17 protein-coding genes are annotated in these 21,683 nt (G+C 41.0%); 2 read left to right on the top strand and 15 right to left on the bottom strand.

Annotated elements, in window-relative coordinates:
* Positions 1-5: 5 nt before the first annotated feature.
* Positions 6-1,136 carry a glutathionylspermidine synthase family protein gene (locus SD427_RS18010; protein WP_320559163.1) on the top strand — a complete coding sequence of 377 codons (1,131 nt, stop codon included), beginning with the start codon at positions 6-8 and terminating at the stop codon, positions 1,134-1,136.
* Here the strand turns inward: SD427_RS18010 and SD427_RS18005 are convergent.
* The 12 genes from SD427_RS18005 to SD427_RS17950 all read right to left on the bottom strand — a co-directional run bounded on the left by SD427_RS18005 (position 1,126) and on the right by SD427_RS17950 (position 16,217).
* Positions 1,126-3,210 (bottom strand): LTA synthase family protein, encoded by a 2,085-nt coding sequence (locus SD427_RS18005; protein ID WP_320559162.1) that lies wholly within the window; start codon positions 3,208-3,210, stop codon positions 1,126-1,128. The two genes, SD427_RS18010 and SD427_RS18005, sit on opposite strands and share 11 nt — an antisense overlap.
* 208 nt (positions 3,211-3,418) lie before the next feature.
* A complete protein-coding gene (ribH, locus tag SD427_RS18000) occupies positions 3,419-3,937 on the bottom strand; it encodes a 6,7-dimethyl-8-ribityllumazine synthase (protein ID WP_320559161.1) in 519 nt (172 codons plus the stop codon).
* Between the two features lie 3 nt (positions 3,938-3,940).
* A complete protein-coding gene (locus tag SD427_RS17995) occupies positions 3,941-4,648 on the bottom strand; it encodes a tetratricopeptide repeat protein (RefSeq protein WP_320559160.1) in 708 nt (235 codons plus the stop codon).
* A gap of 174 nt (positions 4,649-4,822) precedes the next feature.
* Positions 4,823-5,359 carry an adenine phosphoribosyltransferase gene (locus SD427_RS17990; RefSeq protein WP_320559159.1) on the bottom strand — a complete coding sequence of 179 codons (537 nt, stop codon included), beginning with the start codon at positions 5,357-5,359 and terminating at the stop codon, positions 4,823-4,825.
* Between the two features lie 3 nt (positions 5,360-5,362).
* Positions 5,363-6,568, bottom strand: coding sequence for a hypothetical protein (locus SD427_RS17985; protein WP_320559158.1), 1,206 nt, complete (start codon positions 6,566-6,568; stop codon positions 5,363-5,365).
* Between the two features lie 50 nt (positions 6,569-6,618).
* Complete coding sequence (locus SD427_RS17980) at positions 6,619-7,638, bottom strand: hypothetical protein (RefSeq protein ID WP_320559157.1); 1,020 nt, start codon at positions 7,636-7,638, stop codon at positions 6,619-6,621.
* 131 nt (positions 7,639-7,769) lie between these two features.
* The gene (locus SD427_RS17975; protein ID WP_320559156.1) at positions 7,770-9,101 is read right to left on the bottom strand and encodes a quinol:cytochrome C oxidoreductase; all 1,332 of its coding nucleotides are present in this window, start codon (positions 9,099-9,101) and stop codon (positions 7,770-7,772) included.
* 8 nt (positions 9,102-9,109) lie between these two features.
* Positions 9,110-9,838, bottom strand: coding sequence for a cytochrome c (locus SD427_RS17970; protein WP_320559155.1), 729 nt, complete (start codon positions 9,836-9,838; stop codon positions 9,110-9,112).
* 1 nt (position 9,839) lies between these two features.
* Positions 9,840-10,361: a DUF3341 domain-containing protein gene (locus SD427_RS17965; protein WP_320559154.1), complete on the bottom strand. Its 522-nt coding sequence runs from the start codon at positions 10,359-10,361 to the stop codon at positions 9,840-9,842.
* The gene (nrfD, locus tag SD427_RS17960; protein WP_320559153.1) at positions 10,348-11,745 is read right to left on the bottom strand and encodes an NrfD/PsrC family molybdoenzyme membrane anchor subunit; all 1,398 of its coding nucleotides are present in this window, start codon (positions 11,743-11,745) and stop codon (positions 10,348-10,350) included. The genes SD427_RS17965 and nrfD overlap by 14 nt, the downstream gene beginning before the upstream one ends.
* A 25-nt stretch (positions 11,746-11,770) precedes the next feature.
* Complete coding sequence (locus SD427_RS17955) at positions 11,771-14,830, bottom strand: TAT-variant-translocated molybdopterin oxidoreductase (RefSeq protein ID WP_320559152.1); 3,060 nt, start codon at positions 14,828-14,830, stop codon at positions 11,771-11,773.
* A gap of 22 nt (positions 14,831-14,852) precedes the next feature.
* Positions 14,853-16,217 carry a c-type cytochrome gene (locus SD427_RS17950; RefSeq protein WP_320559151.1) on the bottom strand — a complete coding sequence of 455 codons (1,365 nt, stop codon included), beginning with the start codon at positions 16,215-16,217 and terminating at the stop codon, positions 14,853-14,855.
* A gap of 184 nt (positions 16,218-16,401) precedes the next feature.
* On the opposite strand from SD427_RS17950, the gene SD427_RS17945 reads away from it, so the two are divergent.
* Positions 16,402-16,941 carry an SPOR domain-containing protein gene (locus tag SD427_RS17945; protein WP_320559150.1) on the top strand — a complete coding sequence of 180 codons (540 nt, stop codon included), beginning with the start codon at positions 16,402-16,404 and terminating at the stop codon, positions 16,939-16,941.
* A 161-nt stretch (positions 16,942-17,102) separates the two neighbouring features.
* Here SD427_RS17945 and SD427_RS17940 read toward each other — a convergent pair whose 3' ends face one another.
* The 3 genes from SD427_RS17940 to SD427_RS17930 form a co-directional block, all read right to left on the bottom strand.
* The gene (locus SD427_RS17940; protein ID WP_320559149.1) at positions 17,103-18,377 is read right to left on the bottom strand and encodes a DUF6080 domain-containing protein; all 1,275 of its coding nucleotides are present in this window, start codon (positions 18,375-18,377) and stop codon (positions 17,103-17,105) included.
* 141 nt (positions 18,378-18,518) lie between these two features.
* Entirely contained in the window at positions 18,519-19,580 is a 1,062-nt protein-coding gene (locus tag SD427_RS17935) for a hypothetical protein (RefSeq protein ID WP_320559148.1), read from the bottom strand.
* Between the two features lie 519 nt (positions 19,581-20,099).
* On the bottom strand, positions 20,100-21,641 hold the full coding sequence (locus tag SD427_RS17930; RefSeq protein WP_320559147.1) for a protein adenylyltransferase SelO: 1,542 nt from the start codon (positions 21,639-21,641) through the stop codon (positions 20,100-20,102).
* Positions 21,642-21,683 lie beyond the last annotated feature (42 nt).

Genomic DNA, 21,683 nt, shown 5'->3' with positions numbered 1-21,683 from the left:
ATAATATGAAAAGAATATCCTCATCATTACGCAAAAACTGGGAGCAGAAGCTCGAAAGTCTGGGATTTGGCTACCACTCGCTGGAAGGCCTGTATTGGGACGAAAGCCATTATTATGAATTTTCGCCGGATGAAATCCACAGGATTGAAAAGGCGACTGCCGAATTATGGCAGATGTGTCTGGAAGCAGTAGACTATAGTATTGAAAACAATCTCTGGGACCGTTTCAGTATTCCTGAATATTTCCGGGATTATATTGTAACCAGCTGGGAAGAAGACCATCCTTCGGTATACGGAAGGTTTGATTTCGGTTTTGACGGGGAAAACCTTAAGCTGCTTGAGTTCAATGCAGATACCCCGACTTCCCTTTACGAAGCCTCCGTAATCCAGTGGTACTGGCTGCAGGAAATGTTTCCGGATAAAGACCAGTTCAATTCAATCCATGAAAAGCTGGTGGACTACTGGACGTATCTCAGGAAATACATGGATCCGAACCATATTTATTTTGCCTCCCTTACCAATATGGAAGATGTTACCAATATCGAGTACATCAGGGACTGTGCTACACAGGCCGGATTCGATACTGAATTCATTCCCGTTCAGGATATCGGCTGGGCCGAGGAGATCGAAGAATTTATTTCGGGAGACCAGTCGGTGATGGAATATATCTTTAAATTATATCCTTATGAATGGATTTTAGAAGACGGATTTGCCGAAAAACTGGTAAAAAACGGATTCCGATCGCAGTGGATCGAGCCCGCCTGGAAGATCCTCCTTTCGTCCAAAGCCATTCTTCCAATCCTCTGGGAAATGTATCCTGGTCATCCTTACCTGCTCGAAGCTTATTTTGAGCCTAAACACCTGAAGGACTTTGCAAAAAAGCCGGTATACTCAAGGGAAGGTGCCAATGTGGCACTGCACCGGAATAATATTCCCATTGAAGCGAATAAAGGCGACTACGGAAAAGAAGGGTTTATTTACCAGCAGCTGTTTGATCTTCCTGACTTTAACGGAAATCATCCTGTGATCGGAAGCTGGGTGATCGGGCAGGAGCCGGCCGGCATCGGCATCAGGGAAAGTATTCACCTGATTACCAATAACGAGAGCCGTTTTGTACCCCACCTGATCAGCGGTTAAGCCTGTTTTTCTTCAGCCAGAATGATGTTGACTGATATGCAGAAATCGTTTCTTTGATGAGCTTCTCATTCCGGGCGGTATTTTTCAGGGGTTTCTCATCGAAATATAGATTGAAGCCAGGGCTCAGTTTGTTTTTTTGCTGAATTAAAGCATATTGCTTTACTTTTCTGACCGGGGAAATTACGGTCAAATAATTGTCCTTTATCAGTCCCAGATCTTCATAAGTAGCGATATATGCTTTCGGCCGGAATCCTTTACTGAAAACGTCCTGCCCTAAAAATTCAGACTGATAGCTGAAATTAAGCAATCCGAAAAGGGTAGGCATCACATCAATCTGTGACATTGTTTCTATAAATTTCTGAGGCCGGATGAATCCGTCAGAAAAAATCATGGCGGGAATCCTGTAGTTCTCCACCGGAAGCTCAACATTTCCTGCACTTGAGGCACAATGGTCAGCAATAATAATGAATACGGTATTTTTATACCACGCTTGTTTTTCAGCCATCTTAAAAAACATCCGTAACGCATAGTCCGTATATTTTACGCCTCCCTCGCGTGATTTTGCATCGCCGGGGATATCAACCCTGCCATTCGGGTAAGTAAAAGGGCGGTGGTTGGAAACCGTCATCCAGTGATTGAAAAAAGGTTTTCCGGACCGGCTTTCCTGATTCATGGTCCGGATTGCCTTTTTAGCCATATCTTCATCCGCAACGCCCCAGACATTGGCAAAAGTAATTTCTTCAGGCTTAAAGTTATCGCGATCGACAATTCCATAGCCGTTGCCTGCAAAGAAATCCTGCATATTATCGAAGTAACTGTACCCTCCGTACAGAAACTTTACATCATATCCTTTTGCGCTAAAAATACTTCCCGTGGTAAACTTATTCTTATCATTTTCTCTTTTGATGATGCTTTCTCCGGCAGTGGGAGGAATGCAGAGCGTAAGAGCTTCCAGGCCGCGGACTGTACGGTTTCCGGTTGCATACAGGTTGGTAAACATCAGTGACCGGTCTGCCAGGCTGTCTAAAAACGGAGTAAGCTTTTGGGTATTGCCGTAATGCGCCATAAAATCTGCGGACAGGCTTTCAACGGAAATCAAAACGACATTTTTCCTTAACTCAGGCTTTTCGGAAACGATATTTCTCTTCAGAAGAGGTTCTGAGAATTGGCTCAAGAAAGTTCTTTCCGCCAGTTTCTGGTTCATTTTCGGGTAAAACTGGAAATAATCCAGTTCGTTATGGGTAAATGCCCAGTAAAACTTGGGTAATCCGTTTGCCTGGATTTCTTCCTCAAAAACATTGCATGCAGTTATTTTTGTCGTAAAGTGCAGGCCCAGTAGACTAATGCCCATCAAAGCTAAAAAAGATCCGAGTAATATAAGTTTCTGCTTCAGATCCGGAAGCGTAAGAAGTTCAGCCTTTGTTTTTTTATAAATGACGATGGTAACAGGCACGGCAACGGCAAAAATCGACAGGAACAGCGGAACGACAGGATAGCTTTCCATGATATTACCAATCACTTCATTGGTATAAATCAGGTAATCTACCGCAATAAAGTTATATCTCAGCCCGAATTCACTGTAAAAGAAATATTCACTTACCGTGTTAAAAACAATTAACAGAACGTAAAGAAAAACGGTCATAAAGTAGAGTGTATTCCTGATCATAAGCCGTCTTTCCGGCAACAGGAACATCAGCCCGAAGAAAAATATTTTTAAGCCGATGAATACCAGGGCAATTTCAGCAACTGGACCACCATATTGTCTGAATATATTATTCGGAATCAGAAGGATATACAGAAAAAATACGGCCAATAATCCTAGAATAGACTGGCCATAAGGCGTCCTGTATTTTGAATCGGATAAGAACAGAAAGTAAAGAGCTAAGAAAGGGCAGACTAAAATGAAAACAAAGAAGTCATTAATAAAACCGACCGCAAAAATTTTCATGATTTCGAAAAAGCCAAAATCGGCTGTTGTAATCGGATCAAATAAAAAAATAATCCTTAGGAGTAGAGAAACAATAAGGTAAAAACTCCCTAAGTATAAAAAGGGTTTCATTTTCTGAATAAACATTGCTTTAACAGTACATTAAATTTTCACAAATATACTTTTTACGCTGATTTATTCAGGATAAAATTTTAAAATAGCTGTTCTATTTAGATTTTTTATAAATATTTAAAATTTTATTAAAATTATGGAAAGGATTGCTTAGGGTATTTACAAAAAAAGAACCATAAAAAAATTATAGTTCCTGAAGTTTTTTCAAATGTAATTACTGCTATTAAGAATGTCCGAAACCAATGTTTCCTTTCTTATCCGAAAGGCTTTTTTTGAAATCAATCATTCTTAAAGCTGTAACGGCTGCTTCAACCCCTTTATTTCCCAGGTCGCCGCCGCTTCTTGCAATCGACTGTTCTTTTGTATCATCAGTAAGCACGCAGAAGATGGTAGGCGTATCCGTCATAATATTACAGTCTTTTATTCCCTGCGCCACGGCAGAACATACATAATCGAAATGAGGCGTTTCTCCGCGGATTACGCATCCGATTGAAATAACGGCATCATACTTCCGCTCTTTGCAAAGCTGCATGCTGGCATAATTCAGTTCGAATGCTCCCGGAACCGGGAAGAGTTTAATATTTTCAGGTCTTACCCCTTCTTTTTGAAGGATTTCCAAGGCTGCATCACGAAGATTGTAGGTTACAAAATCATTCCACTCAGAAAAAACAATGCCGATAGAAAATTCATCGGCATTGTTTATATGAAGCGGCTTGTAATCAGAAAGATTAACTGTTGCCATTATTTAGTAATATTTAGTCATTTCAATATAAGAATCAGACATCCCGTTATCATAATCCTGGTACTTTTCGTCAATAGCAGAAAAATATTTTTTAGCATCTGCTTTTTTATTTAAGCCTAGCGCTAAAATCCCTGCTTTTCTTGTGAAATAGTACGTGGTATAAGGATCGTCAGAAGCAGAAGCTGCTTTTTCCAGTAACTGCAAGGCATCGTCATTTTTGTTAAGGCCTGACTGGGCATCTGCCATGGCACCGAATTTCATGGCCATCATTGTTTTATTGTCAGAAGAAAAATTATCCAGAAGATTGTATGCTTCCTGGAATTTACCTTCTTTAAACTTTAAAATTCCTGCATTATAGGCAGAAAGTTTACCGACGTTTGTTGCGGAATATTCATTATAAGTTCCCAGGAACCCTGGGTTAGCAGCAGATTTTCCTCCCAGTGCCTCTTTTTCTTTGCCTTCGGCAAGATTTTTCTGGGCAGCCAAGAAACTTTTTACAGCTTCAGCATTTTTAGGAGCTACAACAAATTGCTTGTAACCGAAAAATCCCAGAACACCTAAAATAAGCAGTCCGAAAACAATACCCAGCGGTTTTGAATATTTTTCAAGGAATCTTTCTGTGTTTAAAGCCTCTCTGTCAAGATCTTTAAAAAACTCCACCGTTTCTTTACCTTCTTGCTCGTTCTGAGCATTCTTTGTAAGTTTTGCCATAAATTGTTAAAAATTGAAATGCAAATTTAATTGTTTCTGAATGATTTACAAAATACTTTGCAGGATTATTGATAAAAAAGAAATAAATATACAGGATGCAATAAAAATTATTAATGGCAGGTGACGAAAATGCCTTAAAAACTAATAAGGCATTTTGGATATATGTTTAAAAATTCAATATTCCAGGATACTGTATATTTCTGCATTGAATTTTTTCAGCTTTTCTTCCCCGTTCAGGCTTTTTAAGCCGATCAGGAAGCTGAATTGTGCAACTGTTGCTCCTTGCTTTTCCACTAATGTTGCAGCGGCTTCCGTAGTTCCTCCGGTTGCCAGAAGATCATCATGGACCAGAACCCGCTGTCCCGGTTTTATCTGACCTTCCCGGGTTTCAATAACGGCACTTCCGTATTCCAGGTCGTATTTTTCTGCAATCACCGGCGGCGGAAGCTTTCCTGCCTTCCTGATCAGGATAAAGGGAACCTCAAGGGCTACGGCAACAGCAATCCCGAAAAGATAGCCGCGGCTTTCAATCCCGCATACCGCATCTACTTTTCCCCTGCTGAAGGCTACAAGATCGGCAATGACGTCTTCATAAAGTTTCGGGTCAAGAAAAATAGGGGATATGTCCTTGAACTGGATCCCAGGAACCGGAAAATCAGGTACATTTTCAATTTTTTCTTCAAGCCTGCTGACGAGTTCCTGTGAAGCCATTTTTTAAGGATTTATTTTATAGCTGGAAATTTTCCATTCCCCGTTTACGTTTTTAAGTCCGAAAGTCGCTTTTAAAGAAGTCGTCCTTCCGTTTTTATCCGTTACATCATAGGTCGCATTAACACTTGCGGCATTGGCATTGGCTAAATTTGACGTAATGTTCTTCACGCTTACATTTTTTACGGAGCCGAAACCGGAGTTTGGGTTTGAAAACGATTCGTAGCTTCCCCAGTTCGGGTTGTTTGCTGCGCTGTAAGCGGCTTTCAGATTTTGGGAACTTACATTGTTTAAGAATCCGGAGATTACATTTTTAGGGTCTGCAGCCGGCTGTTTAGGCGTTGCAGGAACCGTTGCCGGAGCTGTGGCATTGGGATCTGCCGTTGAGGACGGTACGGTTGCTCCGGGATTGTTCGGATCGATTACCGCAGGATCCTGCTCAACGGCCATGGAATCCACTGCCTGCGGAGCCGGAACTTTCAGCAATGAAGGATTCACGTCCAAACCGATCTTGGTCATTTTGAATGTTTTCCCTGTTGTTTTTACGGATACGGTGATGTCAATTTTATTGTCTACCACTTTGGCTGCAGGTATGGATGAGAACTTCAAATTAAATCCTTTGAAATTATTATCCTGCATCAGGTTTTTCGCGGTGGAAAGCCTTACCCCGTTGCTGAATACCTCAAGTGTTGTTTCAAGGCCTGCTCCTGTAAATGCAACCGGTTTTCCTGAATTGTCAACCAGTCTCGGCACGATCTGAATGGCGGTAGGCGCTCCGGCACCATCATCTCCGGTAGGATTTACCAAAATGCTCAATGAATTGGCCTTTATATCATTCGGGTCGCTTTCTTTAGCTTTATCGTCACCGAAGATGTTCATTTCCCCTAATGACGGCGGTGCTGTACTGGCCCATTCGATGCCGTTTTTCTGTGCTACCTGATCTGCCATTGACAGGATTTCAGGCACTTTTTTCCCGTTGATCAGCTGTCCGAGCGCTTTAAGCTCTGCAACATCTCCATCAGCTTCTACCCCGAAAGTTTTCAGGATATACAGGGCTTCATTAAACTTGATCTGCTTAATGGTAGGAAGGCTGGCCGTCATATCATTGATACTGGACTGCAAAGTTTTGGTATTGGTAGCATCTGCATAATCTTTCTTGCATGCCGTAAAAAGCAACAGGCTGAAAATTAGCAGAAAAGAAAACTTTTTCATTTTAATTCGGTTTGCCACAAATTTAGTAAAACCTTTATTAATAGCAGATTTTATTTTTTGTTTTGTTGTTCTTTCAAGCGGTCTCTGAAAAATGAGCTGAAAACAGCCTGCATATTCGGGAAGGAAGCATCCTGCCAGTACCCGGTCTTATACTGACTGATATTCCTGTTAAATTTTACCTCGCCGGCAACTTTGTCATCATCGCTGAAATCCAGTTCTGTCGGAAAGAAATTTTTATAAATAATGACCTGATTATAATCGGGTTCGGTTTTATGTTTAAGCTTGATGAAAACAGTTTCATTCGATTCCAGAAAGTCTCTCAGGGTTTTGTCTGAACCTTTATCATAAGAATGGTTGATAATGGTTTTGATATCATATAACCTGTAACCGAAAAGTGCCAGTTCTTTTCCCTGGAGTGCATTGCCGCTGATTTCTATTTCGTCTTTTTTATTTCCTTTGAGTTCTTTTATGGTTGCTTTCTTATTTTTAAACTCTTCAATATTGCCTGCGTTCTTAAGATCCGGAAGATCCAGGAAGCTGTTGTAATCCCAGGATGCTGTTTCTTTTCTTTCATTTGACGCATTTTCTAACCGGAAAACACGGTACTGTTCGATATTGGTGCTTTTTACTTTTTTGGTTTTGTTGTCGAAAATATAAGTAACAATGCCGTCAACATAACAATTCAAGTTATTGTTTAAAGTAACATAGACATTGAAATTTCCTTTGATTAAAGCATACTTTGCAGGTTTGTTATTTTTTATGATGACAGGTTCAATATTTTTTATCCTGTCATTTAACTGTACTGCTTCTTTATCGAGTTCAGCATAAGAAAATGTCCCCAACAATACATTGTCATATACCAGCTGAAATTTTTCCTGTGAAGGGCTTAACAACTTTCGTTCTATTTTTCCGTCGATATCAGAATAGGCAATGATGCTTCCGTCTTTCCCGAACACTGAAACTTTCGGCAGCGGCTGCTTTGTTTTTTCTGAAAAGAAAGCAGTGGTCTGTGCATTGAACATATTTAGCAGCAGCACGAACAGAAGAATACATAGATGAGTTTTTTTCATTGTTTAAAATTTTAAGTCTAAAATATAATCTGTTATAAAGACAGCTTAGTTTTAAAAAGGTTGCCTGTAAGCACAAAAAAAAGACTGATTACAATAATCAGTCTTTTAAGATTTTATTTTGTTACAAGGCCTTAGAAAGGATACTCATAAATTTCAGATTCATGAAGGTAAGGATTTCCTGTAGGAATCAATTTAAGCTTAGCTAATGCTGAAAGCACGGTAAACATAAATAATCCTGCTACAAACAAAACTGCTCCTGCAATTAAAAGAAATACTTCAGGTGTTTTCCAGTATGGTCCTACGGTTCCCGGCATTACCATATTAAAGTAATCCAAAAGGTGTCCGCAGATCACTACGATTGCCATTACCGTTACTACTTTATAGTTTCTTTTAATGCTGCTGCTCACCAATACCAATAACGGTAATAAGAAGTTAACAATCAGCATCGGCAGGAAAGTAGGAGAGTAGTGCTGGAACCTACCGAAGAAATAATTTACCTCTTCCGGAATGTTGGCATACCAGTATAACATAAACTGAGCAAACCAGGTATAGGTCCAAAGCATACTTGTTGCGAAAAGGAATACCCCAAGATCATGCAAATGGTTATCATTGAACTGAGGAAGGAATCCGTTTTTCTTTAAGTAAACGCTTAAAAGGATAATTACTGCGATACCGCTTGAAAGACAGCTTACCATAGAATACCAGATATACATGGTAGAATACCAGTGCGGGTCAATGGACATCAACCAGTCCCAGGCCCAGGCTGCAGAAGCAAACCCGAAGAAAGCGATATATCCTACTGCCCATCTGTAAAGCATCTGATATTCGGTTCTGGATTTTGTTTCGTCTACTTTTTTAGACTGTGCCTTCAGCTTCCATGCAAAGAAAGAAGCTCCGAATACATAGATTAGTGTTCTTATGGCATAGAAAGGGATATTTAAAAATATTCTTTTTTCAAACAGGATCACATCAAAATGAGCAGACTCAGGGTCTGTCAGTTCAGGATCCATCCAATGGAATAGATGCCCGATATGAGTGACGTTCAGAATCATTAAGATAATAAGGATTGCACCTCCGTAAGGAATATAAGAAGCAATGGCTTCCATTACCCTTGTAATAATGATCGGCCATCCTGCGTGTGCAGCATGCTGGATACAATAGAAGAACAGTACGCAGCAGCTTACTCCGAAGAAAAATACAGCTACAAAATGTATTGCCGCCAAAGGCTGGTTATGTACCTGAAGCTCCGTGTGCTCAAGGTGAGCAGCATGATCCTGAGGACCTACCATTTCACTGGAATGTGTAGGAGCCGTATGACCGGAAGCATTAAGTGCTTCCATCATATGTTCCATTCTCTCCGTAGAAATTCCTTTATTCAGAAAGAAACCGACAGCAAATAGAACTAAACCTACAACAAGAAGGATTATAGAAGTTGATTTTAATTTTGGTGAAAAACTATACATTTCTTTTCTTATTTTTTAGTTGCGGTAGTGGTTTCAGGTTTCGCTTCTGCTGTGGCCCCTGCAGCTGTACTTGTAGCTGTAGCGGGTGCTGCCTGTGTTGCTGCGGCAGGTGCTGCCGCTCCTTTTTTAAAGGCATTCATCACATACATGGCTACCCTCCATCTGTCTCCTGCGTTCAGTTGTCCCGCATAAGACCCCATTGCATTTCTACCGTTTGTTATTACATAATGAACAGATGCTACGGTAAGTTCCCGGTCTGCATAGTTAGGAACGCCCGTAAAGGCGCCCGTCTGTACAATCGGGCCCTGTCCGTCTCCTCCTACCCCATGACAGGCTGAACAGGTTTTGTCAAACAACTGTTTTCCTCTTTCAATATCCTTCGCTGCGTTGGCAACATTTAAAGGGGAAACGGTCATTTTTTTGGAAGCATCATAGCCTGCATTATATTCATCCACATTTTTTGGAAGCAAGCCTTCTTCAAAAACGCCGTCTTTATTTTGTGCTACGGACCCTTCTACCGGGGAAAGTCCTGTAGCTCCGCTGTTTTTAACAAAAGCAGGGATTTCATTTTCATGATCCGAATAGGCATCCTGGGCTTTCATCAGCGGATCATATGCTACCGGAAAATACATATCAGGGAAATATACTAACGGTGTATTCTCTTTCGGTCCGCAAGAGTTAAGTAAAACCGCTGTTAAACCTAAAACTGCTGTAATTTTTAGTACATTCTTTTTCATTTTAAGCGTCTTTAACAGTTATTTCTTCAACTCCGGTTTCAATAAGCAACTGTTTTACAGATTCTACATTTTCAGTTACGAATTCCATCATGAATTTATCATCCGTTGTTCTCGGGTCCGGGTTTTGTGCGGGAGCTCCGGGATACATTTTATTCCTTACCAGAAAAGTCAAAGACATCATGTGGGCAGCACAAAATACCATAAGCTCAAACATAGGCACTACGAATGCCGGCATATTGTGAGCCCAGTCGAAAGCCGGTTTACCACCGATATTCTGAGGCCAGTCATGATTCATTACGTACCAGGTTACCGTAGAACCGATGGTAACACCGTAAAGTGCGTAAAGGAATGCGGCATCGGAAATCCTGGTTTTCTTTAACCCCAGTGCTTTGTCTAGTCCGTGAACCGGAAACGGAGTATAAACCTCGTTTATGGCAATTCCTTTATCGTTGAATGCTTTTACGCCGTTCATCAAATCGTCGTCGTCAGCATAAAGTCCGTATACAATTTTAGTGGTGCTCATCTCCTTCTTTTGATTTATAAGTTTCACCTGAGATTTTCAGAATCGATTTTAATTCAGCCTGTGCAATTACAGGGAATGTTCTTGCATACAAGAGGAATAATACAGAGAAGAACCCGATTGTTCCTAAATATACTCCTACATCAATAATCGTTGGCTTAAACATGGTCCAAGATCCAGGCAGGTAGTCTCGTGAAAGGTTGATTACGATGATGTCAAAACGCTCGAACCACATCCCGATGTTGATGATCAGTGCAATAATGAATGTTGCAATAATATTGGTCCTGATTCTTTTAAACCAGAATAAGGCAGGGATAATCAGGTTACACGTAATCAATGCCCAGAAAGCCCACCAGTAAGGTCCGACAGCTGCACCCGGTGAAAGATAGGTAAAGTCTTCATATCTGGAACCGGAATACCATCCGATAAAATATTCTGTAGCGTAAGCTACGGTTACCATACCACCGGTAAGGATGATTACAATGTTCATGATTTCGATATGATACATTGTAATGTAGTCTTCAAGGTGACATACTTTTCTTGCAATTAACAATAGGGTCTGTACCATGGCGAATCCTGAGAAAATCGCACCTGCAACGAAATAAGGAGGGTAAATGGTAGAGTGCCATCCTTTAATTACCGAAGTGGCGAAGTCAAAAGATACGGTGGTGTGTACAGAGAATACAAGCGGTGTTGCCAGACCTGCCAGAACCAAAGATAATTCTTCAAATCTCTGCCAGTGTTTTGCTTTACCACCCCAGCCGAATGCCAGGAATGTATAGATTTTCTTTGTCCAAGGTGTTTTTGCACGGTCTCTGATCATTGCAAAGTCAGGGATCAATCCCATAAACCAGAATACAGTGGATACCGAGAAATACGTAGAGATTGCAAATACGTCCCAAAGCAGGGGAGAGTTGAAGTTCCCCCAAAGAGAACCGAACTGGTTTGGTAAAGGGAATACCCAATATCCTACCCAAACCCTACCCATGTGGATTACCGGGAAGATGGCTGCCTGTACTACCGCAAAGATCGTCATGGCCTCTGCAGAACGGTTTACAGACATTCTCCAACGCTGTCTAAATAATAATAATACTGCTGAGATTAGGGTTCCGGCGTGACCGATACCTACCCACCATACGAAGTTGGTAATATCCCAACCCCAGTTAATAGTTCTGTTAAGCCCCCATGCTCCAATACCTGTCCCGATCGTGTAGGCGATGCAGCCGAATCCGTATAGAAATAGAACTAAGGCTGCGTATAGTGAAATCCACCATAATTTACCTGCTCTTTCTTCGATAGGTCGTGCAATATCTTCCGTGATATCGTGATAAGTTTTGTGACCAATAATCAGAGGTTCCCTTATCGGAGCTTCGTAATGTCCTGACATTTTTTACCTATTTATTATTTAAACTTTATTTTTCTACTCTGTTTCTTACTTTGGTATGATAGAACACATTTGGTTTGGTCCCGATCTCTTCAAGTAAATAATATCTTCTGTTGTCAGCATATAATTTTCTAACTTCAGATGCTTTGTCATTCATGTCTCCGAACTGGATGGATCCTGTAGTACAAGCTTTTGAACAGGCTGTCTGGAATTCTCCGTCTTTTACCACCCGGTTCTCTTTCTTCGCTTCAAGAATAGTGGTCTGGGTCATCTGGATACATAATGAACACTTCTCCATTACCCCTCTTGTTCTTACCACTACATCCGGATTCAGTACCATTCTTCCTAAATCGTTATTCTGATTGAAATCAAACTTGTCATTTAAGTTGTAGGTAAACCAGTTGAAACGTCTCACTTTATACGGACAGTTGTTCGCACAGTATCTCGTACCGATACATCTGTTGTAAGCCATGTGGTTCTGCCCCTGCTTACCGTGTGAAGTAGCCGCTACCGGACATACCGTTTCACAAGGAGCATGGTTACAGTGCTGACACATTACCGGCTGGAAGATGACATCAGGATTGTCTGCAGGGTGGTTAAGAGCACCTCCGTCTCCAAAAGCGGTACCGTACAATTCCGGTACAGCCATTCCTTCTTTTAATCCTTCATATACTTCCACCTTCTGTCTGGAAGAATAATACCGGTCAATTCTCAACCAATACATATCCCTGGACATTCTGATCTCTTCTTTACCTACGACAGGAACGTTGTTTTCTGCCTGACAGGCGATGATACAAGATCCGCAGCCCGTGCATGAGTTAAGATCCACAGACATGTTGAAGTGAGGCCCGTCCGTGTCATCGAAAGCATCCCAAAGGTCAATCTTTCTTGCCGGGAGCGCTCCGCTGATGGTATGGTACTCCAAAGGCTTGTTCCATCCTTTGTGTTCGTCATCAAAATCAACATTTAAGAATTCAGCCAAAGGAACTTCTTTAGCGATTTCATAACGGCCCATTAAGGTATTCTGAAGCTGGATTCCAGCAAATTCGTGGTCTTCTCCGGTTTTCTCTAATTTAACATTAGAAACCGCCAGGTTGGAACCGTCAAACAAAGGATAAGCATTTACTCCTGTATCAGCCGTAGCTCCTGAATTTTTCTTACCGTATCCAAGCGCAAGACCTACTGATCCTTCTGCCTGGCCCGGCTGGATGAACACAGGGACATCCTTTACAGTAACTCCGTTTACCGTTAGGTTCACAATAGAACCGTCAAGCTGCATCCTTGCATTGAGATCGTTTTCAAGTCCCAATCTTTCTGCATCCTTAGGAGAAACCGTCAGGTAATTATCCCATGACATTCTTGTCAACGGATCCGGTAATTCCTGAAGCCAAGGGTTATTGGCCTGGGTACCGTCTCCCATTGCAGTTTTTGTATACAGTACCAACTCTAAGTCAGAAGCTTTGAAAGCTCCCAATTCAGCTACTGCCTGCGCAGCGTTTCCTCCTGCATAAGACAATGCCGTAGTATTTGGAGAAACATTGATCCCATTATATAAAGCTTTATTGAAAGAAGTAGCTCCTAAAACGGAAGAAGCGCTTGCTTTTAAATAATCGTAATAATTGTTGGCCGCATTGTTTTTACCATTTTTCCAAACCAGTAGAGATTCTTCAATCTGTCTTGATTTGTATATTTTCTGGATGGTAGGCTGCATTAATGAATATACGCCTGTCTGAGGTTCCATATCACCCCATGATTCCAGCCAGTTGGCTACAGGAATTACAGCTTTCGCTGCCCTGTACATTTCATTTTTCTTATCGGCTACCGCAATTACATAAGGAACTTTTGCCAGAGACTTTTTAAAGTCTTCACCTTTATGGTAAGAATAAATCGGGTCTACGTTGTTGGTAATCAATACACCCACCTGACCTGCATTTACCCATCCTAAGAATTCCTGGAATCTTGCCTTGTCGAAATCTTTTAAGAAGTTGGCTTTGCCTGTGAAAGCAACGGATCCTAATTTCTGGTTAATTAAATGGGCAAGTACCTGAGCACCTTTAGAGCTGTCTGCAAAAACGACTGCTTTGCTTCCTTTTGCCTGAAGTTCTTTTGCGATTTCCGAAGCTGCCTTATCAGCAGTTCCTCCGCCAACAACAGCGTTGTAAACTTCCACCAATGTCTTATTAACCTGGCTTGGCTTCAACCTTACTCTTGAATCTGCATTGGCTCCTGTTAAAGACATATTGGATTCTACCTGGATATGTCTTAACATATTGGCTCCCGGCTTTCTTGCTGCTGCGTAAGAAGATTCAAGGCTTGCTGCATTGTAATCTCCCAGGAAATCAGCCTGGAACCCAACTACCAATTCTGTCCCTCTAAGGTCATATACCGGCAATGCTCTTGTTCCGAAAACTTCCTGTGCCGCATCTAAAGCCGCAGCGTATGGGAAAGCATCATAGGTTACTAATTCTGCTGTCGGATATTTAGCTTTAAATTCAGCAAATAATTTCTTGAAAGTAGGGGAAGCATAAGAATGTGATAATAACACGATTCTCTTACCTGCCGCGTTGGCTTCTTCCAGTCCTTTGATGACAAAGCTGTCTACTTTATCGAAAGTTTCGTCTTTACCTTCAAATTTCGGCTGTTTTACTTTATCGTTATCATAAAGAGAAAGTACACTTGCCTGAGTTCTTGCGCTTGTTTTTCCCAAATCCCCGGCAGCCAGGTTCGGCTCAATTTTAATCGGTCTTCCTTCACGTGTCTTTACCAGAACACTTGCAAAATCAAAACCGTCGAAATATGTTGAAGCGTAATAATTCGGGATCCCCGGGATAATATCATGCGGTTTTACCACATAAGGGATTGTTTTAATTACCGGAGCTTCACATGCAGCCAGCGTAACTGCAGCTGTAGAGAAACCTAATAATTTTAAGAAATCCCTTCTTGAAGTAGCTGAACCATTCTGTTCAGCATCTCCAAGGAAATCTTCTACCGGAATTTCTTCCTGGAACTCTTTCTGAGCCAGCTTATTGTTTAAAGCCGGATCTTTAAGTTCGTGAATACTTCTAAATTGTATTTTGTTTGAAGCCATTTATACTTCTAATTTTTAGTTATTAATAATGACATTTACCACATTCAAGACCTCCAATTGCATCTACAGTAATCTTACCACCATCTTTAGGGTATTGTTTTTTCAATTTGTCATGTAGATTCTTGAAGTATTCTTTATTATAACCGTTGTTCATATCAACTTCAGTCGTTCTGTGGCACTCGATACACCATCCCATTGTGAAGTCATTGGCCATCTGAACAACATTCATTGTATCTATTTTTCCGTGACATGCTTTACAAACAACGTCTATTTTGTTGTCAGGGTTCTTTTTATTGAAAGAATTGATGATTGCCTGTTCACCGGCCACCACGTGCTGTGAGTGGTTAAAGTAAACGAAATCCGGCATGTTGTGGATTCTTGTCCATTCAACCGGCTGGGTTTTCCCTGTGTACTGCTGTTTCTCAGAATTCCATCCTGTAGCAGCATAGATCTTCTGGATTTCCCCGTCATAGAATGCCTTGTCTTTTCCTGGTTCCATGTAGTGTTCTGCATTGTACTCGGAAATTGTTCTGTGGCAGTTCATACAAACATTCATAGAAGGGATTTCAGATACTTTTCCGTATTTGGCACTGGAGTGACAAAGCTGACAGTCGATCTTCTGTTCCCCGGCGTGAATTTTATGGGAGAAATAAATCGGCTGTTCCGGTTTATATCCTTTGTAAACCCCGATCCACATGATCCAGTTCCAAACTCCGTAGGCAGCCAGAAGCGCAAGGATGGCAATTATTCCCTTACCGATATAATGGTATTTCTCATAGATTTCACTGAATGATTTAACCCTTGATTCGTTAAGCCCGGCCAATTCTTCAGACTGTCCCAGCTTAACAAGCTGTCTCAGTTTTATTAAGATCCATACCAATAAAGCGGCAATGGCCAAAAGTGAAATAATCACTACGTTTGTTGTCGTAGAACTGTTTGCCGGAGCTGCGGTTGCGGTTGCCGTTTCTGCTGTTGTTTTCTTTTCATCAGCGGCAGGTGCAGCAGGGGGATTAGTGGTGTAAGCTAAGATGTCATCAATATCCTTATCGGTAAGATTTGGAAAGACCTGCATCTCAGTCTTGTTGTATTTCTCAAAAATTTCATTGGCGTACTTATCTCCGGAAGCTCTCAGAGATTTGTTATCCTTGATCCACTTGTGAAGCCAGTCTGTATCCACGCCACCCTCTGTCTTTACCCGTTCTACAACCCCTTTAAGCGGCGGCCCTACAACCTGTTTGTCTAGTGCGTGGCATGCTGTACAATTTGCTTTGAAAAGTTTCTCACCATTGTTCGGATCGCCTTCTTGCCCGTAAATTGAAGCACTGGTTGATAACAATAAGCCTATTGCAATCAACGTTTTTCTATAATGCTTTCTCCAACTAATCATTTAAATTATCTTATGTTAGTAAATATTGAACATTCAATCAATCCCGCAAAAATAATATTTTTAACACCAATTTAACGGCATATGCAAAGGGGAAAATGTCATTTAAGTTTAATTTGTATTGATTCTAAATAACTCTGTTTGGTATAATTTTTTAATTTGCCTAAATTTGCCGAAACAAGTTTAAATGAAAAAATTTATCAAAATATTTTCGATACTCTTTCTATTTGCATTTTATCGTATTGATGCACAACAGATTGTAAAAAGAGATACTCTGGCAGGGACTGAACTTATGATCACCATGGATTCTAAGGTGAATGCATCGCTGGAAAGTATTGAAGACAAGTGTACCAGAACGGCAGTTGCCGTACCATCCAGGGATGATGACGATTATTATGTATCTTCCAGGCCTGCAAAGATTTATGTTCCCAGCAGAGAACTTACCAATTCAGAAATCTGCAGGAAAAATCCAAGAATCTTAGGGTACAAAATACAGATTACCACGGTAAAAAGTAATGAAGAAGCGAATGAAGTGAAATCCTATTTCAGAAAGAGGTTTCCGAACCTCAAAGTAGAAACCGATGCTTCGCTGAGACCCAATTATAAAATTTTGGCGGGCAGTTATTTTACCAAACAGAGTGCATCTTCTGATCTTTCTAGGGTGAGGGAATATTTTAAATCTGCCATTCCGGTACAATACAGGATTTTCTGTGCGGAAGCAAAATAGAATTGATACCATATAAAACAGAAAAGCTGAGAAATTCATTCTCAGCTTTTATTTTGAATACAGGTGGTCCGGGCTTGAAGTTTTTATCACTAAATTGTATACATTGCCTGTAATTATCTATTTAAAGGCTAGTTCTTATGGTATTTTAGATAGATAATTACTTAGTAATAGTTGTTTAAGAACCAGAAAAACTCCGTCATTCTGATGTAGTTATTTGTCCCCAAATAAACGAATAAGATACAGATCACAGCAGTAAGTAAGGATAACAGCTTCGGTGATTCTCTGTAAGCGTAAAACAACCATCCCAACAGCATCGGATACACAAAAACAAAGTGCCCGCCATAAATGTAAGAGGTGTGGATTCCGAACTTCATGATGCAGTGGATGATGATGTCCACAAAAAGAGAAATCATAACCACCTGAACGAGTCTGTTGTTAAAATTTTTATAGTAACTCCAGAGGATAAGTCCCAGAAGCACAGCAATAAAGAGATAAGGAATCCAGGATGAATACACATCCATGATAATGCCTTTGTATTCAAAACCTTTCATGTTGTGTTTATCGCGGATGATAAAGTTTGAAAACAGGATGTTGCCGCCGAAAAAGTAGGAAGAAACCATATCCCAGACCGGCGTTGACCTGGCGTTTGAAAATTTTTCGTACTGTTCGCTTGTTTTGCTGAAGATATTCTGGTACTTAAAATCAATGCGGTTTAAATATAACAATACGAAGCAGATACAGGTGAGGGCAACTCTGAATGCCGCATTGCCGAATTTCTTCAGGTTTTTAAACAATCCTTTTTCAAACAGCACAGGAATAAAAATCTTGACAATATTAGTTACGGTTAAACCTCCAACGGTAACTCCTGAAAAGACAAGCGCAAGTGCCGGAATCTTTTCTTCTTTTTTCAGCTTTATGGCAGAGTAATGATTGAATAAAGTGAGTAAAAAAAAGGTGTATGTAAAATTTTCCGGGGTAAAGGAGAGCAGGATGGTGGTGGAAAATGACCCGAAAAAAAGGATCAGTACAATATTGATACCTAAAGGCAGCTGAATAATGTTTTTCAGGTATTTAAAAACCTGAAGTACGCTCAGGCTTACCGCAATATTGCTGAACCAGGCCAGGGCAAACCTGAAATTCCCATCCATTTTCCCATCCGAAAACAGCAGGGCCAGCTCACGGATCCAGTTGAAGAAATAATAGGAGAGCGGATGCCTTTCAAAACTTCCGCCGGTCAGGACGATTGATTTGTTATCAAAGCTGAAATACGCATCCCAGGGAATCCTGCTGTCAAAAATAATTTTATGATGGATGGCAATGTATGAACCTAAATATCCGTAAATAACCAGAAAGAAAAGGAAAACCACCAGTTCAAGTCCTGTTGACGGGAAAATTAATTTAAAAAATTGAATGAATTTTGTTTTGAACTTTGACACCTGCTAAAAGTTTCTGCAAAAGTAAAATAAAAAACCCATCAGAAATGATGAGTTTTCAGATTATGAAAATAATTCGGTACAGTTACTTAAAATTTAAAAAAATATTTAATAGCAGCTGTATCGTAAGGCTTTGATTAATTGTTAATTAATAGGAATCGCATACATTTGGTTCTCTGCCCATGAGCTGCCTCCGAAATTGTCAATTGTCCCGGTATATCCGTTATTATCTACTTGTCCTGCCCAGTAGTAATAGGTTTTGGCACTGGAAGAAGTATTGTTAAGGATGACAGCACCTGAAAGAAGGCCGAATCTCGAAGACGTGCCCCATATACCGCTCATCAGCCTTGAACCTACAATATCCGGACTGAAATTAAAGGCAGCCGGACTGTCTGAAAAAGTGCTTCGGAGCCATATAGACTGGCCGGCAGGCATAATTGTGAAATTGGTAACGAGCTGCGTTGTATTAACGATGTACTTGCTGTTAGCAGGGATGGTAATGGTAGTCCCTGTATAATTGTAATCAGCCCAGTTGGTTGAATTAAGGTTTGCCCCGATACTGGATACACTGGCTTGTATTACGGGTGCCGAAGTGGTAGGAAGTGCCTGTTTCCGGATGACCCCGTTATTATCAGCTGTTAGCATAACAGTACCTCCGGCAGAAGGGATTTCGCGGAGACGGGCAGTGCCGTTAACATCCAGCGGCTGTGAAGGCGATGGAATTCCGATCCCAATATTTCCTGCCTGGTCAAAAGTAGTGGTAGAGGCAGACCCTGCAATATTCAGGGCGTTTCCGTTGTTGGAAACCGTAGTGGGTTGGGAAAGGCTGCCTCCGAGGCGTGCCTCACTTCCTGCCAGGGAAATTCCGTTGCCGGCAGTGTAAGTCCTTCCGAGCTTCTGCCATAGGCTTCCGTCAAAATAATAATACCCTGCAGAATTGATGTTGGCAGTTTTGGTACTGGCGTTAGTAATGGCAGCAGTAGCATAAATAACAGCTCCGGTCTGATCGGTCCCATACTGTCCGTCGGCAGATCTCATCTGGTCTCCGGTAAGCCTTGGTGGAATAAGCCCTTCAGGTGTGGTCCCGTTATTGTTTTTCGCTGCCACATCCAGTGTGGCTTTAGGCGTCTGATTATTAATCCCTACCTGGGAATAAAGAAATGTTGAAAAAAGAATAGCAGCTGCAACAGATGCGCGTTTTTGCATTTTGAAAATTTTAATATAGTTTATTAAGAAAGAGCCTCTGTTTGCTCAGAAATATCTGTTCCGGGTTACTGATTTATCCCTGGAATATGCTTCTGACAGGCCGCTGCAAAGGTGATCATTAACTTGTATTATCATTTACCCTGCAATGGTTTTTTAGGATAATTCATAAAAATTTAATAAGGTTTTCAGACCTTACGTAAAACGGGATAGTTCTTATGTGGCTATCAGAATATTCAATGCACAGGTACAGGTATAAGTACAGCAAATCTATATACCCTAACCTCAGTTTTCGGATATTCCGTTCCTCACTTAATGACCGTACCTTTTCAATAAGAATGAATATAAAATACAGGATGATACATAAACAGAAAGCGTACAAAATCTGAATTTTGTATGCTCTGCGTATATATGATAGTATATTTCCTTTAAATATTGTTTATCCTGTAATATATTTTCGTGACTGACTGATCATGGAAAACACAGGTATCCATATTTTTTGGTTTTAGCAATTAGATGTGTTTATGAACTGCAAGAAAGTGTTGAACATCCCGAAGTATCATCATATTCTGAAGGCCTTTTTACTGAAAATTCAGGATAAATTTCCTCATAGGGATTTTCCAGGGCTTGGGTTAACTTGTCAAGCATTTCATTTTTTCCTTCATTGATTTCTTCGATACATTGATAGAGCAGGTAATTTCTCAGGATAAATTTAGGATTGGTTTTATTCATGATCTCTAAGGACTTTTCTTTTGAAATGATGTTTTTTTCCAGTCTTGACTGATATTCCCCCATAAAAGCGGCCAGTCTTGAAAGGTCCTCATCATTCAGAAAAGTATAGGAAACATTTTCAAACAGGGTTTTGAGTTCAGTTGATCTATCATACTTTGCAAGCTGGCTGAAAAATAAGGTGTAATCAAGCTGAAGATCCTGCATCAGGCTCTGCCATCCGGAGAAAAACTTCTCGTCATTGGTAAGCAGCTGGTCAAACCCGAACTTCCTGCAGAGCATCCGGTCATGCGTTTCCCAAAAATAGCTTCCGAAATCATTCAGGACATCTTCCAGGAATTTTTCATCTTTAATGAGCGGGTGAAGTGCATTGGCAAGCTGCCAGAGGTTCCATTGTGCAATCTGCCCCTGTTTCCCGAAAGCATATCTTCTTCCGGGAAGATCCGTGGTATTGGGCGTGAAATTTAAGCTGTATTCATCCACCATTGAATACGGGCCGTAATCAATTGTCAGACCAAGAACTGACATATTATCAGTATTCATCACACCATGTACGAACCCGACCCTGTACCATTCTACCATCAGGTCTGCCGTCCTTCTGCCTACGTTCTCAAAAAAATCTTTGTATTTCTGTTCTCCTTCCGAAGTAATTTCCTTAAAATAATTCTTAATGGTGTAATCTGCCAGTTCCTGTAAGGTTTTGTATTCTCCCTGGGCAGACATCAGTTCAAAATGCCCGAAGCGGAGAAAACTTTCTGCTGTACGGATCACAACGGCACCTTTTTCATATTGTGGATTTCCGTTGTACATCATATCCCGGATAACATCTTCTCCCGTGAAAGCCAGACTCAGGGCCCGGGTTGTAGGGATGCCCAAGTGGAACATCGCTTCACTCATGAGGTATTCGCGGACGGATGACCTCAGTACAGCCCTTCCGTCGGCATGCCTGGAATATGGGGTTGCCCCGGCACCTTTCCACTGGATTTCGTTTCTCTGTCCGGAATGACTGATAATTTCACCGGCAAGGATGGCCCGCCCGTCGCCCAGCTGCCCGGCCCAGTTTCCGAACTGGTGTCCTGCATAGGCCGTGGAATAAGTCTTGACATTGTCCGGAAGGTTGTTTCCCACCAGGAAATCGAGGTCCTCTTCTTCAAATTTTCCCAATCCGGTTTCTTCCGAAAGCTTTTCATTGAAAGCAATGAGTTGAGGGTGATCAAAACCTGCCGGTTTTACGGTAGAGAACAGTACTTCCGGTGTATTCCGCTGCATCGGATTACCTGAGAGATCTCCGGGAAATATTTTTATAAAGGGTTGTTTTATATTTTGGATATTCATATTTCAAAGGTATTGATTATAAAAGAAAAGACCTTCCAAATA

The sequence above is a fragment of the Chryseobacterium sp. JJR-5R genome, assembly GCF_034047335.1.
Lineage (GTDB): Bacteria > Bacteroidota > Bacteroidia > Flavobacteriales > Weeksellaceae > Chryseobacterium.
Note: the sequence above shows the minus strand (reverse complement) of the source record. Positions and strands in the feature narration are given on the sequence as shown.

What these genes read in the sequence shown, in the direction of transcription:
- SD427_RS18010 (WP_320559163.1), top strand. Translation starts at nt 6, where the DNA reads ATGAAAAGAATATCCTCATCATTACGCAAAAACTGGGAGCAGAAGCTC.
- SD427_RS18005 (WP_320559162.1), bottom strand. Translation starts at nt 3,210, where the DNA reads ATGTTTATTCAGAAAATGAAACCCTTTTTATACTTAGGGAGTTTTTAC.
- ribH (WP_320559161.1), bottom strand. Translation starts at nt 3,937, where the DNA reads ATGGCAACAGTTAATCTTTCTGATTACAAGCCGCTTCATATAAACAAT.
- SD427_RS17995 (WP_320559160.1), bottom strand. Translation starts at nt 4,648, where the DNA reads ATGGCAAAACTTACAAAGAATGCTCAGAACGAGCAAGAAGGTAAAGAA.
- SD427_RS17990 (WP_320559159.1), bottom strand. Translation starts at nt 5,359, where the DNA reads ATGGCTTCACAGGAACTCGTCAGCAGGCTTGAAGAAAAAATTGAAAAT.
- SD427_RS17985 (WP_320559158.1), bottom strand. Translation starts at nt 6,568, where the DNA reads ATGAAAAAGTTTTCTTTTCTGCTAATTTTCAGCCTGTTGCTTTTTACG.
- SD427_RS17980 (WP_320559157.1), bottom strand. Translation starts at nt 7,638, where the DNA reads ATGAAAAAAACTCATCTATGTATTCTTCTGTTCGTGCTGCTGCTAAAT.
- SD427_RS17975 (WP_320559156.1), bottom strand. Translation starts at nt 9,101, where the DNA reads ATGTATAGTTTTTCACCAAAATTAAAATCAACTTCTATAATCCTTCTT.
- SD427_RS17970 (WP_320559155.1), bottom strand. Translation starts at nt 9,838, where the DNA reads ATGAAAAAGAATGTACTAAAAATTACAGCAGTTTTAGGTTTAACAGCG.
- SD427_RS17965 (WP_320559154.1), bottom strand. Translation starts at nt 10,361, where the DNA reads ATGAGCACCACTAAAATTGTATACGGACTTTATGCTGACGACGACGAT.
- nrfD (WP_320559153.1), bottom strand. Translation starts at nt 11,745, where the DNA reads ATGTCAGGACATTACGAAGCTCCGATAAGGGAACCTCTGATTATTGGT.
- SD427_RS17955 (WP_320559152.1), bottom strand. Translation starts at nt 14,830, where the DNA reads ATGGCTTCAAACAAAATACAATTTAGAAGTATTCACGAACTTAAAGAT.
- SD427_RS17950 (WP_320559151.1), bottom strand. Translation starts at nt 16,217, where the DNA reads ATGATTAGTTGGAGAAAGCATTATAGAAAAACGTTGATTGCAATAGGC.
- SD427_RS17945 (WP_320559150.1), top strand. Translation starts at nt 16,402, where the DNA reads ATGAAAAAATTTATCAAAATATTTTCGATACTCTTTCTATTTGCATTT.
- SD427_RS17935 (WP_320559148.1), bottom strand. Translation starts at nt 19,580, where the DNA reads ATGCAAAAACGCGCATCTGTTGCAGCTGCTATTCTTTTTTCAACATTT.
- SD427_RS17930 (WP_320559147.1), bottom strand. Translation starts at nt 21,641, where the DNA reads ATGAATATCCAAAATATAAAACAACCCTTTATAAAAATATTTCCCGGA.